Source organism: Xanthomonas indica (assembly GCF_040529045.1).
Taxonomy (GTDB): Bacteria; Pseudomonadota; Gammaproteobacteria; order Xanthomonadales; family Xanthomonadaceae; genus Xanthomonas_A; species Xanthomonas_A indica.
In genome coordinates, this window is record NZ_CP131914.1 from 2971981 (window position 1) to 2984253 (window position 12273).

Consider the following 12273-nt stretch of genomic DNA (forward strand, 5'->3'; position numbering starts at 1 on the left):
GGTATCGGCCGGGTCGCGGCGCAGCTTGAGTACCAGGGCGTGCCATCCTTTCCCCGGCGCGGCATGCCCGGGGATGGACCACACGCCCTAGGCGGTGAGCGCGCGCGCCGCGTCGAAGGCGCTGTCGAACAGGCGCTGCACCGGCGGCCCCATCTCGCCGACCAGCAACGCCAGCAGCGCCAGGCCCAGCACCACCGCCACCGGCAGGCCGAGCTGGATCGGGTTCAGCGACGGCGCCGCCTTGGCCAGCGCACCGAAGGCCAGGTTCACCGCCATCATCGCCACCATCACCGGCAGTGCCAGCGTCACCGCACCGCGCATCATGCTCATGAAGAAGTTCGGCGCCACCGAGGCCATCGCCTGCGCATCCGGCAGCGCGGTGCCGATCGGCAGCGCCTTGTAGCTGTCCACCAGCAGCGAGACCACCGCCAGATGCCCGTTGGCGGTGAAGAACATCAGCCCGAAGGCCAGGTAGAACCACTGGCCGAGCACCCCGGAATTGACCCCGCGCAGCGGATCGGCCATCTGCGCGAAGCCCAGGCCGGTACTCTGCGAGACCAGTTCCCCGGCCATCGCCCCGGCCTCGAAGATCAAGCGCAGCATGAAGCCCATGCTGGCCCCCACCGCCAGCTCCCGGGCCACGCTCAGCACCACCGCCGCATTGAACCCATCCCAGTCCGGCACCGGCGGCAGGATCGGCGCCAGCGCGATGGCCAGCGTCCCCGACAGGATCACCCGCACCCGTCCCGGCACCGCCTTGGTCCCGACCAGCGGCATCACCGTGAACATCGCCCCGATCCGCAGCATCGTCCACAGCACCGCCCCGATCATCGCGAACGCCCGCGACCCATCGACCACCATTTGCGTGGCGGCATCCATCAGCCCGAGACCCCGGCAACCACAACAAAAGAACGCCCGGCGGCGGCACCTCGAAGCCAACACTTGGTTACCAACGTCACTCCGGCCAACCCCCTACCAACCACGGACACCGCACGACCGACAACGACGCCAAAGCCAAAGCCGCAATAGCTGCAGCTGCCGCTTTTGCGGCTGCGGTTGCCGTCGCTTTTGCTGTTGTTTCGCTCTTGATCCACCGGGTCCCCTCCGCAGCGGCGGAGCTGGCGGGTCAACCCCCCCGCAGGGGGGCGGCGCACAGGGATGTGCGCCGTTTTCGGCCGGGGCAGGGCTCGCCGGGAAAAGGCGAAGCACTGCTTCGCCCCGGCGGGCGGGCAGGCGCCGCGAGGCGACTGCCCCGGACTTGGCTGCGAAGCAGACAAGCCCCGTCCGAAAATCCCGTCAGCGGAGCGAACCCGCGCAGCGGGCGCTGCGGCGGGGTGTGCTTGATCAGCCACTCGGCTGCTGTAAAGCGGCTTCTTTTGGTTACTTTTCTTTGCACAAGCAAAGAAAAGTGACTCGCCGGAAGGCGAAAGCTCTTGCTGTTGCTCTCCACATAAAGAAAAGCACGCAGAGGCATCCACCACAAAGGGAGATGGAGCAGTCAGGGAGGCAAACGCAGCCATCCCAGCTACCCAATCAAATGCGGAATACGCTGAAACAGCATCGTCGTGTACTCCACCAGATGCGCCAGCAACATACTCCCCGTCGCGAACAACATCGCCGTCAACGCCACCACCTTCGCGATGAACGCGATCGTCGGCTCATTGAGCTGCGTGGCCGCCTGGAACACACCGATCACCACACCCACCGCCAACATCGCCAGCAACAACGGCCCGGCCACCCACAACACCGTGATCAGCCCACCGCGCAACTCCGTCAACGCTAGTTCCGGACTCATCGCCTCAGACCCCGTTGAAACTGGCGGCCAACGTGCCGACCGTCAGCACCCAGCCATCGACCAGCACGAACAGCAGGATCTTGAACGGCGCCGAGATCAGCATCGGCGACATCATCATCATGCCCATCGACATCAGCACGCTGGCCACCACCAGATCGATGATCACGAACGGAATGAAGATCAAAAAGCCGATCTCGAACGCCGTCTTCAGCTCGCTGGTGACGAACGAGGCCACCAGCACCTGGAACGGCACCGCGTCCGGGCTGCTGTAGGTGCCGTTGCCGGCCATGCCGGCGAAGGTCATCAGGTCGGTCTCGCGCACCTGCGCCAGCATGAAGGCGCGCAGCGGCTGCGTGGTCAGCGTCCACGCCGTCTGGAAATCGATCTGGCCGTTGAGATACGGGCTCATGCCCTGGCCCCAGGCCTTTTCCCACACCGGCATCATCACCAGCGCGGTCAGGAACAGCGCCAGGCCCATCAGCACCTGGTTGGACGGGGTCTGGCCGGTCCCCAGCGCCTGCCGCAGCAGGCCCAGCACGATGGTGATGCGGGTGAAGGCGGTCAGCACCAGCAGCATCGACGGCAGCAGGGTGATGGCCGTCATCAGCAGCAGGGTCTGCAGCGGCAGGCTCACCGGCTGCGCGCCGATCTTGCCGACGTTGACCTCGGGCAGCGAGGGCAGGGTGGGCGCGGCGTTCTGCGGGTTCTGCGCGGTCGGGGTGGCGGCCGGCGCCGTGTTGGCCTGCGCCCAGGCGAACGCGGGCAGCAGGCTCAGCGTCAGCAGGATCAGCAGCAGGCGCAGGCGGCGGGCGTTGCGGTTCCAGAAAAACGGCATGGTCATTTGTCCTTGCGCAGCTTCTGCGCCAGAAGCTGGGCGAAATCGGGAAGCTGCTTGAACTGCTTGATCGAGGGCAGGGTCGGCGCGGGCGCCTGCGGCAGCGGCTCGGGCAACTGATGCAAGGTGCGTACCCCGCCGGGCGACACGCCCAGCAGCAGCTGTTCGCCGTTGACCTCGACCACCACCACCCGCTCCTTGGCGCCGACCGCCAGGCTGGCGACCACGCGCAGGCCCTGGGCCGGGCGGAAGCCGCTGCCGGGCAGGCGCTTGAGCACCCAGGCCATGGCCAGGATCAGCCCCAGCACCAGCAGCAGCGCGAACACCGCGCCGAGCAGGCTGGGCGCCGACGGCGCCGCGTTGCCGACGCTCGCGCCGTGCTTGGCGGTCTGCGTTGCGGTCTGCGCGGCGACGGCCAGCAGCAGGTTCACCGCAGTCTCCGGATGCGCTCGCTGGGGCTGACCACGTCGGTCAGGCGCACGCCGAAGCGGTCGTTGATGGTCACCACCTCGCCATGCGCGATCAGGGTGCCGTTGACGTACACGTCCAGCGGCTCGCCGGCGCCGCGCTCCAGTTCCACCACCGAGCCCTGGTTGAGCTGCAGCAGGTTGCGGATCGGGATGCGGCTGCGGCCCACTTCCAGCGACAGCGTCACCGGCACGTCCAGGATCACGTCCAGGTTCAGGTCGTTGGACTCGGCCATGGCGTCCGGCTGCAGGCTGTCGAACTGGGCCGGCGCCGGCTGGGTGGGATCGGTCTGGGTCATGGCAGGTCTTCCTGGAGAGCGGGGCGGCGGCGCAGCGCGCCGGGGGGATGGGTGGCGGTGATCTTCACCGCGTTCTGGCCGTGCGAAATGCCGAACTCGCCGGTGAACACCGGGATGTTCTCCACGCACAGCGGCACCTGCTTGGGCAGGTCGATCGGCAGCACGTCGCCGATCTTCAGCCGGGTCAACTCGCGCAGGCTCATCTGCTTCTGCGCCAGCACGCTGGAAATGGTGACCTCCGAGCCGAACAGCTGCTCGCGCAGCATGATGTTCCAGCTCTCGTCGCGGTCCACACGGTCGCTCTGGATGCCGGCGTCGAGCAGTTCGCGGATCGGCTCCAGCATCGAATACGGCAGGGTCACGTGGATCTCGCCGCCGCCGCCTTCCAGCTCCACGTGGAAGCGGCTGACCACCACGTACTCACGCGGGGTGACGATGTTGGCGAAGTGCGGGTTGACCTCGGAGTTGAGGTATTCGAACTCCACTTCCATCACCGGCGCCCAGGCTTCGGCCAGGTCGGCGAAGGTCTGCTTGAGCATCAGCTGGATGACCCGCATCTCGGTCGGGGTGAACTCGCGGCCCTCGATGCGGGTGGGGTAGCGGCCGTCGCCGCCGAAGAAGTTGTCGACCACGGTGAACACCAGGGTCGGCTCGAACACGATCAGGCCGGTGCCGCGCAGCGGCTTGAACTTGATCAGGTTCAGGTTGCTCGGCACGTACAGCGAGTGCATGTAGTCGTTGAACTTGATCAGGTCGATGCCGCGCACCGACAGGTCGGCCGAGCGCCGGATCAGGTTGAACAGGCCGATCCGCCACAGGCGCGCGAAGCGCTCGTTGACCATCTCCAGGGTCGGCATGCGCCCGCGGATGATCCGGTCCTGGCTGGAGAAGTCGTAGTTGCGCGCTTCACCCGGCTCGGCGGGCGCCGGCTCGGTGTCCACCACGCCGGCGTCGACGCCATGTAATAGCGCATCGATCTCGTCTTGGGAGAGCAGGTCGGTCATCGCGGCAGCGCCTTACTGGGTAACGAAGCTGGTGAACAGCAGTTCTTCCACGCACTTCTTGCCGGTCTCGGCGGTCATCAGCTTCTGCGCGTCGGCCAGCGCCGCGGCCTGCAGCTTCTTGCGCCCGTCGATGTTGGCGATGTCGGCCGCCTGCACCTGCGAGAACAGCATCAGCAGGTGCGCGCGGATCGCTGGGGCGTTCTCGGTGATCAGCTTCAGCTCTTCCGGGTCGCGGGTCATCAGCTGCACTTCCAGCTGCAGGTAGTGCGGGCCGTCTTCGGCGCCGCCATTGAGGTTGACCACGAACGCCGGGTCCATCGCGAAGTACTGCGCCGGCTTGGGGATCTCGGCGGTCTTCTCCTCGGCCTTGGCGTGGCCGCCGCCTTCGGGCTTCTTCAGGAAGAAGAACGCGCCGGCGCCGCCGCCGCCCAGGACCAGCACGGCCGCGACGACGATGATCAGCATCTTTTTCGACTTGCCGCCTTCCGGGGCGTCCTTGGCGTCTTTCTTGGATTTGTCGGCGGCTGACACAGTACGGGCTCCTGAAGGGGGTCTGCCCCTGAGGATGCAATCGCCGTGCCGAAACCGGGCGCCTGGCGCGCCGGGTGTTTGACGGTGTCGCCGCGCGCGCTGCGGGCGATGGCCGAGACCGTTGCGGGAGAAGGGATCGGGGCAGGGAGGGCTGCAGCCCCGACGCGTTTTGCAAGCAGCGCGTCGGGGCTGGAAGCGGGTCCCGAAGCGGACATCACGCCGCCCGGGAAGGCGGCAGTGCCGCCAGGATCAGGCGTAGGCGTCGAGCAGGCCGCGCTGGCGCAGCACCATCGCCGGAATCCCGACGCTGCCGGAGAGGTCGTCGGCGAGCTCGCCGCCGCTGCGGCTGCCGCCCTGCGGCGTGCCCTGCGCATTGGCCTGCTGTTGCTGCGGCTGCTGCTGGCCGACGTCGGCCTGGCCGAGCTGGAAGCCGTGCTGGCCGAGCATGTCGCGCAGGCGCGGCAAGCTGTTCTCCAGGGCCTGGCGCACGTCGGCCTGGTTGCTGCTGAAGCTGGCGTTGACCTGGTCGCCGGTCATGTGCAGGCGCACCTCGACCGGGCCGAGCTCGGCCGGATTGAGCTTGATGTGGGCGTGGCCGATCTTCTGGTCGGCCAGCCAGCTGATGCGCGCGCCCAGTTCCTCGTCGAACTGGTTGCCGTACAGGTTCGGGGTCGGCGTCGGCGAGCCGCTGAACGGCTGCGGATCGGCCAGCCGCGTCGCGGCGTGCAGCGGGGTCGCCGCCGCGGTCGGCGCGATCGCGCTGGGATCGGCGGCGGGCGCGGCGTCGCCCCCGTCGCCGCTCTTGCCGCCGGCCGCCGCGGCGATGGCGGCCAGTGCCGCCAGCGGAGCCGCGGTCTCGGCGCCGCCGGCCTTGTCGCCCGCGCCGGCCTGCGCCAGCAGCATCGCGCCGAAGCCGCCGGCGGTGGACGCCGGGGCGGTCCCGGCGGTGCCGGCCGTGGCCGCGTTCGGATCGGTGGCGCCGGCCGCGGTCTGCGGCAGGGCATCGCCGCCGCCGAGCAGGGCGGCCGCGCCGCTGGCCACGGCACCGGCAATGCCGACGGCCAGCCCGGCCGCCGCGCCCAGCGGGGTCGCCGTGGCCGCCGGCAGCACCGCCGCGCCGATCGCCGGCAGCAGGCCCAGGCCGATCCCGGCCAGCCCGGCCGGCGGCCAGGCGCTCTCGTCCGGCTTGGCGTCGTCGCGCTTGTCCTCGGTCTTGCCCTTGTCCTTGCCCGAGGCCTTGGTCTCGGTGCTGCTCTTCTCGGTGTCCTGGGCGACCTTGTCGCTGGCCTGCGCGGTGCGCGCGGGATCGCTGGCGGCGTCATCGGCCGCGGCCGGGCGTTTGTCCGCCTGGTCCTTGTCGGCGGGCTGCGCCGGCTTGGCCGTCTCGCGGGCCGCCGGCTTGGGCGCGGTGGTGCGCGCCGAGCCGCCGCCGCCGAGCAGCTTGGCGAAGTCCTTGTCCTTGCCGCCGCTGCGGTCAAGGCCCTGGGTGTCGTGACCGCCGCCGATCTGGCTGGCGCGGCCGCTGCCGCCCAGCGCGGAAAGCGCGTTGTTCATCGTCCGTCTCCGTTCTCGTGTTCGTCGGCGGTGGCGGCCAGGCGCGCGCGGCGCGCGCCGAGGTCGTCCATCTCGCGCTGGCTGCGGCGGTCGTCGACCTTGCGTTCCTGCGCGCGGTAGCTGGCCGCGAGCTGTTCCAGCACCTGCTTGTCGCGGCTGGCCAGCAGCAGCCGGCTGCGCTCCATCTCCACCTTCTCGCGGTTGCGGTCCACGGTCTGGCACTGCTGCTGCACCGCGCTCTCCAGCCGGTCCAGGAAGGCGCGGCGGTTGGCCAGCTGCGCCAGGCTGGTCGCGGCCATCTGGCTGTTGGCGTACTCCTCGGCGTAGCGGCGCAGTTCCTCCAGCCGCGACTCGTGGGTGGCCAGGGCGCGTTGGCGCTCGGCGAGATCGCGGGCGACCTCGTCTTCGTGCTGCTGGGCGCGGCGGAGCAGGGGATCGAGACGTTGCGATTGCATCATGGCTTAGTTCTCGCGGTCGACCAGCCGCTTCAGGGCGGCCTGGCTGTGGGGCAGATCTGCGGCTTTGGCGACGTCCTGTCCGAGGAATTCCATGATCTCCGGCCAGCGCTCCAGCGCTTCGTCCACGGCCGGATCGTTGCCGCGCTGGTAGGCGCCGATGGTGATCAAGTCGCGGTTGGCCGAGTACGCCGCCACCAGCCGCTTCAGCGAACGGATGCGCAGGCGCCACGGCTCGTCGGCGATGTCCTGGACCACGCGGCTGACCGAGGACTCGACGTCGATGGCCGGGTACAGCCCGCTGTCGGCGACGCGCCGCGACAGCAGGATGTGGCCGTCGAGGATGGCGCGGGCGGCGTCGGCGATCGGGTCCTGCGGGTCGTCGCCTTCGGTGAGCACGGTGTAGAAGGCGGTGATCGAGCCGCGGCCCTTGGCGCCGTTGCCGGCGCGTTCGACCAGCGCCGGCAGCTTGGCGAACACCGACGGAGGATAGCCGCGGGTGGTCGGCGGCTCGCCCACCGACAGGCCGATCTCGCGCTGGGCCTGGGCGAAGCGGGTCAGCGAGTCCATCAGCAGCAGCACGTTCAGGCCCTGGTCGCGGAACCACTCGGCGATGGCGGTGGCGCGGTAGGCGCCGTGCAGGCGCGCCAGCGGCGGACGGTCGGCCGGGGCGGCGACCACCACGGCGCGGCGCAGGCCTTCCTCGCCCAGGGTGGTCTCGACGAAGTCGCGCACTTCGCGGCCGCGTTCCCCGATCAGCCCGACCACGATCACGTCGGCGGCGGTGTAGCGGGTCATCATGCCCAGCAGGGTGGACTTGCCGACGCCGGAGCCGGCGAACAGGCCCACGCGCTGGCCGCGGCCGATCGGCAGCAGCGCGTTGATCGCGCGCACGCCCACGTCCAGCGGGGTGGTGATCGGTTCGCGCGCCAGCGGGTTGATCGACACGCCGGCCATGCCCACCGAGCCTTCGGCGCGGATCGGGCCCTTGCCGTCCAGCGGCACGCCGTCCGAATCGATGACCCGGCCGAGCAGGCCTTCGCCCACTTCCACGCCGCCGCGGCGGTGCAGCGGCACCACCCGCGCGTTGGGCAGCAGGCCGTGGGTTTCGGCGCTGGGCATCAGCGAGGTGCGGTCGCCGGAGAAGCCGACCACTTCGGCATCGACCCAGCCGCCGTCGACCTCGACCTTGCAGGTGGCGCCCATCGGCGCCTCGCAGCCGACCGCTTCCAGGGTCAGGCCGACCGCGCGGCGCAGGATGCCTTCGCGGATCAGCCCGCGGCCGGCGGCCGCGTCCAGGTCGAGCCGGCCCAGGCGGCCGGCCAGGCGCAGGTTGCGCGCATCCAGCCAGTCGCCGGGATGGGTGCCGGACAGGGCGCTCACAGGCCTGCTCCGGACTTGCGCATCACCGTTTCCAGGGCCGCGCGCAGGCGCGCCTCGAGGGTGCCGTCGATGCGCACCGATTCGGCGTGCACGCGCAGGTCGCCGCGGCTCAGGCTCAGGTCCGGCACCAGCCGGATGCCCTGGTCCATCATCGTCAGCAGCGGGGTCAGCGCGGCGATGTCGTCCGGGTGCAGGCGCACCTCGACGTCGCGGCGCGCGCCGCCGACCGCGTCCAGCGCCTCGGCGACCAGTTCCGACAGCAGCACGGGGTCGGCCTGGTAGGCGCGGCCGACCAGGCTGCCGGCGATGCGCACGGCCAGTTCGCCGAGCGCGCCGACCACTTCGTTCTCCAGCCGCGCCAGCGGCCGCGAGAAGTTGTCCAGGATGCCTTCGATCTGCGCGGTCAGGCGGCGGATCTCGGCCTGGCCCTGGGCCAGGCCCTCGGCATGGCCGCGCTCGAAGCCTTCGTGCTGGGCCGCGGCCTCGATCGCCTGGATCTCCTCCAGGCTCGGCGGACGCAGCACCGGCTCGTCCGGCAGGGCGTCCTCGTACGACTGCGCCGCCTGCGGGAGCGGGGCATCGAGTTCCGGCGCCAGCCAGCGCACCACGTTGCCGTTCATACCATGGCCTCCGCACCGCTGCCGCCCAGGGTGATCACGCCTTCATCGGCCAGGCGCCGCACGATCGCCAGGATCTCCTTCTGCGCCGCTTCCACGTCGGACAGGCGCACCGGACCGCGCGCTTCCATGTCTTCGAGCAGGATCTCGGCGGCGCGCTGGGACATGTTCTTGGTGATCTTGTCGCGCACCTTGATGTCGGCGCCGCGCAGGGCCAGGCCGAGGCGGTCGCCGCTGACTTCGCGCAGCATGGTCTGCAGGGCGCGGTCGTCCAGTTCCACCAGGTTGTCGAACACGAACATCAGGTCCTGGATGCGGCTGCCCAGGTCGGCGTCGATCTTGCTGATCGCCGACAGCACGCCCTGGTCCGAGCCGCTGTCGAGGAAGTTGAGGATGTTGGCCGCGACCTTGACCCCGCCGACGTTGGACGACTTCAGGTTCTGGTTGCCGGAGAACTGCCGCTCCATGATCTCGTTGAGCTCGTTGAGCGCGTGCGGCGGGATGCCGTCGAGGGTGGCGATGCGCATCAGCACGTCGGCGCGGGTGCGTTCGGGCAGCAGCTTCAGCGCCTCGGCGGCCTGGTCGCTGTCCAGGTGCGCCATCACGATGGCGATGATCTGCGGATGCTCGTTGCGCACCAGGTCGGCGATGGAGCGCGGGTCCATCCACTTCAGGGTGTCCAGGCCGGTGGTGTTGCGGCCCAGCAGGATGCGGTCGATCAGGCTGCCGGCCTTGTCGGCGCCCAGCGCCTGCACCAGCACGTTGCGGATGTAGTCGTCGGCGCCCACGCCCAGCGAGGTCTTGCTGCCCAGCTCGGCGTTGAACTCTTCCATGACCTTCTCGACTTGGTCGCGCGAGATGCCGCTCAGCGTCGCCATGGCGATGCCGATCTTCTGCACCTCCTTGGGGTCCATGTGCTTGAGCACCTCGGCCGCGTCGGCTTCGCCGAGCGACAGCAGCAGCACGGCGGCGCGCTGGGTGCCATTCATTGCGTTCGCATCAGGCTTCACTGGCGACCCATCCCTTCACGACCTGCGCCACGCGCTTGGAATCCTGTTTGACCGCTTCGCGGGCCTGGCGCAACCGTTCCTCGTACGCGTCGGGCAGGGCGATGGCGGGGTTGCCGCCAGTGCCGCCGCTGAGGCTGGCGGTGTCCTCGCCCAGCGAAGGCAGCAGCGGGTTGTCGTCGTCGAGCATGGACAGCTTGGCATCGCGCGGCTCGCCGCCTTCGCGGTCGTGGCCCACGGCCGCGGCCGGCGCCGGACCGGCGATCTGGCGCAGCGCCGGGCGCAGCACGCCGAACAGCAGCGCCAGCACCACCGCCGCACCCAGCAGCAGGCGCGCGCCGTTCATCACCCGCGGATCTTCCCACCAACCGGGCTTGTCGGCCGCTTCCGGGGCCTGGCGGACGAACGGGGCGTTCATCACCGAGACGGTGTCGCCGCGTTCAGCGTTGAAGCCCACCGCCTGCTTGACCAGGCCTTCGATGCGGGTCAGCTCGGCGGCGCTGAGCGCCTGTTCGGTCATCTTGCCCTTGGCGCCCGGACGCATCACGTGGTCCACCAGCACCGCCACCGACACGCGCTTGATGCGGCCGGCCGGCTGCCGGGTGTGCTGCAGGGTGCGGTCCAGCTCGTAGTTGCGGGTGGCGCTCTTGGAGCTCTCGGTCGGCGTCGCGGCGGCGGCCTGCTGGGTGCCGGCCGTGCCCGGGGCGGGCGGGGCGCCGGTCGCGCCCGGCTGGCCCGGCGCGCTGCCCGGCGAGTTGCTGGTCGCGCCGGGCGCGCCCTGCGGGCCGCCGGTGCTGGTGCTGCTGTCGCTGACCTGCTCGCTGCGCAGCTTCGGCGGGTCGCCGTTGTACAGCTCGCGCGCTTCCTCGACCACCGAGAAGTCCATGTCCACGTTCACTTCCGGATTGACCCGGCCCGGGCCGGTCATCGGCTCCAGCAGCTCGCGGATGCGCTGGTTGTAGGCGCTTTCCTGGCGCCGCACCTGGTCGAACTGGGCGGCATTGAGCGCCGCGTCGCTGTTGGGGTCGGCGATGGTCAGCATGCGCCCGCTCTGGTCGACCACGGTGACGCGGTCCGGCGACAGGTCGGGGATGCTGGAGGCGACCATGTTGACGATCGCATCGACCTGGTTGCGTTCCAGGGTGGTGCCGCCGCGCAGTTCCAGCACCACCGAGGCGCTGGCGGCCTCGCGCTGGCGGGTGAACGCGCTCGGCTTGGGGATGGCCAGGTGCACCCGCGCCTCGCGCACCGGGCGCAGGCTGGCGATGGTGCGCGCCAGTTCGGTTTCCAGGGCGTGCTGGTAGCGCGCGTTCTCCACGAACTGGCTGACCCCGAAGCCGGGATCCTTCTCCATCACCTCGAAGCCCATGTTGCCGTTGTCGGTCAGGCCGGAACCGGCCAGCTTCAGCCGCGCGTCGTACAGCTTGTCCTCCGGCACGGTGATCGCGCCGGTGGCCGGGTCGAGCTTGAACGGGATCTGCGCGGTGCGCAGCAGGTCGGTGGCCTCGGCCGTGCCTTTCTCGTCCAGGCCTGTGTAGAGCGGGGTGTAGGCCGGCTTCTGCGACCAGAAGAACACGAACAGGCCGGCCGCCACGGCCACCGCAATCATCGCCATCAGGCCGATGCGACGGGTGATCTGCAGGCTCTGCAGGCGGTCGAACCAGGCGCCTGCCTTTTCGCTGCTGAACGTCTCTTTACTGATCGCAAGCGCCATCGTCTTCTACCCTTACAGCGGCATGTTCATCACGTCCTGGTACGCCTGGACGAGTCGGTTGCGGACTTCCACGGTAGCGCGAAACGCCACCTGGGACTGTTGCGCGGCCAGCATCACCTTGGCCAGATCCGCGCTGGGGTCGCCCAGTTCGAAGGCCTTGGCGAGGTTGCCGGACTTCTGCTGGGCTTCGTTCACGCCGCCGATCGCGTTGCGCAGGGTCTCGGTGAAGCTCGGACCCTGCACGCCCTGGTTGCCGGTCAGGCCTTCGATCGCATGGCTGCGGCCGACATCGCCCACCCGCGTCTGCGCCGCCTGGCCGACCTGGCCTTGGTAGCTGCGGATCTGCGAAAGAATGGAGCTGATGGAGTCGCTCATACGGTGAAGTCCCTGCCGGGAGACGGCTTGCCCGTATGCAATGCAAGCGGTGTGCCGAAACTGCATTCACCTGTGGCGGCGCTCACCAGCGCGGTGCGGGCGGGGAGGCTGGGCGGCGGTGACGGGTTCCCGGCGCCGGCAGCGTGGCCGGCGCAACGTGGGGGTCGGCGAGGTGTCGGCGGGTTGACGCTGTGCGCCGCGTCACGGTCGGGTGCCAGCGGTGCGGCGATCCTGGGT

General features: G+C 69.9%; 14 protein-coding genes. All 14 read right to left on the bottom strand.

Going from position 1 to position 12273, the window contains the following annotated elements:
- Positions 1-87: 87 nt before the first annotated feature.
- The 14 genes from fliR to fliE all read right to left on the bottom strand — a co-directional run bounded on the left by fliR (position 88) and on the right by fliE (position 12036).
- Complete coding sequence (fliR, locus tag Q7W82_RS12830) at positions 88-879, bottom strand: flagellar biosynthetic protein FliR (RefSeq protein ID WP_242158467.1); 792 nt, start codon at positions 877-879, stop codon at positions 88-90.
- 646 nt (positions 880-1525) lie between these two features.
- Entirely contained in the window at positions 1526-1795 is a 270-nt protein-coding gene (locus Q7W82_RS12835) for a flagellar biosynthetic protein FliQ (RefSeq protein ID WP_010343869.1), read from the bottom strand.
- Between the two features lie 4 nt (positions 1796-1799).
- Positions 1800-2630, bottom strand: a complete 831-nt coding sequence (gene fliP, locus Q7W82_RS12840) for a flagellar type III secretion system pore protein FliP (RefSeq protein ID WP_160947163.1) — start codon at positions 2628-2630, stop codon at positions 1800-1802.
- A 2-nt stretch (positions 2631-2632) separates the two neighbouring features.
- Complete coding sequence (gene fliO / locus Q7W82_RS12845) at positions 2633-3049, bottom strand: flagellar biosynthetic protein FliO (protein ID WP_184502590.1); 417 nt, start codon at positions 3047-3049, stop codon at positions 2633-2635.
- 8 nt (positions 3050-3057) lie between these two features.
- The gene (gene fliN, locus Q7W82_RS12850; RefSeq protein WP_223875781.1) at positions 3058-3333 is read right to left on the bottom strand and encodes a flagellar motor switch protein FliN; all 276 of its coding nucleotides are present in this window, start codon (positions 3331-3333) and stop codon (positions 3058-3060) included.
- A 59-nt stretch (positions 3334-3392) separates the two neighbouring features.
- Complete coding sequence (gene fliM, locus Q7W82_RS12855) at positions 3393-4400, bottom strand: flagellar motor switch protein FliM (RefSeq protein WP_019796142.1); 1008 nt, start codon at positions 4398-4400, stop codon at positions 3393-3395.
- Between the two features lie 12 nt (positions 4401-4412).
- A complete protein-coding gene (locus Q7W82_RS12860; RefSeq protein ID WP_242158469.1) occupies positions 4413-4931 on the bottom strand; it encodes a flagellar basal body-associated FliL family protein in 519 nt (172 codons plus the stop codon).
- A 249-nt stretch (positions 4932-5180) separates the two neighbouring features.
- Entirely contained in the window at positions 5181-6485 is a 1305-nt protein-coding gene (locus Q7W82_RS12865) for a flagellar hook-length control protein FliK (protein ID WP_242158471.1), read from the bottom strand.
- The gene (gene fliJ / locus Q7W82_RS12870; RefSeq protein ID WP_160947166.1) at positions 6482-6943 is read right to left on the bottom strand and encodes a flagellar export protein FliJ; all 462 of its coding nucleotides are present in this window, start codon (positions 6941-6943) and stop codon (positions 6482-6484) included. The genes Q7W82_RS12865 and fliJ overlap by 4 nt, the downstream gene beginning before the upstream one ends.
- Positions 6944-6946: 3 nt before the next feature.
- A complete protein-coding gene (locus Q7W82_RS12875) occupies positions 6947-8323 on the bottom strand; it encodes a FliI/YscN family ATPase (RefSeq protein WP_184502432.1) in 1377 nt (458 codons plus the stop codon).
- The gene (locus Q7W82_RS12880; RefSeq protein ID WP_242158473.1) at positions 8320-8943 is read right to left on the bottom strand and encodes a FliH/SctL family protein; all 624 of its coding nucleotides are present in this window, start codon (positions 8941-8943) and stop codon (positions 8320-8322) included. Before Q7W82_RS12880 ends, Q7W82_RS12875 begins: the two co-directional genes overlap by 4 nt.
- Positions 8940-9929: a flagellar motor switch protein FliG gene (gene fliG / locus Q7W82_RS12885; RefSeq protein WP_242158483.1), complete on the bottom strand. Its 990-nt coding sequence runs from the start codon at positions 9927-9929 to the stop codon at positions 8940-8942. Before fliG ends, Q7W82_RS12880 begins: the two co-directional genes overlap by 4 nt.
- Positions 9930-9939: 10 nt before the next feature.
- The gene (fliF, locus tag Q7W82_RS12890) at positions 9940-11661 is read right to left on the bottom strand and encodes a flagellar basal-body MS-ring/collar protein FliF (protein ID WP_242158485.1); all 1722 of its coding nucleotides are present in this window, start codon (positions 11659-11661) and stop codon (positions 9940-9942) included.
- Between the two features lie 12 nt (positions 11662-11673).
- On the bottom strand, positions 11674-12036 hold the full coding sequence (fliE, locus tag Q7W82_RS12895; RefSeq protein ID WP_242158493.1) for a flagellar hook-basal body complex protein FliE: 363 nt from the start codon (positions 12034-12036) through the stop codon (positions 11674-11676).
- Between the last annotated feature and the right edge of the window lie 237 nt (positions 12037-12273).

Excerpts from the sequence above, each read along its gene's own strand:
- Q7W82_RS12835 (WP_010343869.1), bottom strand. The coding sequence starts at position 1,795 with ATGAGTCCGGAACTAGCGTTGACGGAGTTGCGCGGTGGGCTGATCACG.
- Q7W82_RS12880 (WP_242158473.1), bottom strand. The coding sequence starts at position 8,943 with ATGAACGGCAACGTGGTGCGCTGGCTGGCGCCGGAACTCGATGCCCCG.
- fliF (WP_242158485.1), bottom strand. The coding sequence starts at position 11,661 with ATGGCGCTTGCGATCAGTAAAGAGACGTTCAGCAGCGAAAAGGCAGGC.
- fliP (WP_160947163.1), bottom strand. The coding sequence starts at position 2,630 with ATGCCGTTTTTCTGGAACCGCAACGCCCGCCGCCTGCGCCTGCTGCTG.
- fliR (WP_242158467.1), bottom strand. The coding sequence starts at position 879 with ATGGATGCCGCCACGCAAATGGTGGTCGATGGGTCGCGGGCGTTCGCG.
- fliE (WP_242158493.1), bottom strand. The coding sequence starts at position 12,036 with ATGAGCGACTCCATCAGCTCCATTCTTTCGCAGATCCGCAGCTACCAA.
- fliJ (WP_160947166.1), bottom strand. The coding sequence starts at position 6,943 with ATGATGCAATCGCAACGTCTCGATCCCCTGCTCCGCCGCGCCCAGCAG.
- fliG (WP_242158483.1), bottom strand. The coding sequence starts at position 9,929 with ATGAATGGCACCCAGCGCGCCGCCGTGCTGCTGCTGTCGCTCGGCGAA.
- Q7W82_RS12865 (WP_242158471.1), bottom strand. The coding sequence starts at position 6,485 with ATGAACAACGCGCTTTCCGCGCTGGGCGGCAGCGGCCGCGCCAGCCAG.
- fliM (WP_019796142.1), bottom strand. The coding sequence starts at position 4,400 with ATGACCGACCTGCTCTCCCAAGACGAGATCGATGCGCTATTACATGGC.
- fliN (WP_223875781.1), bottom strand. The coding sequence starts at position 3,333 with ATGGCCGAGTCCAACGACCTGAACCTGGACGTGATCCTGGACGTGCCG.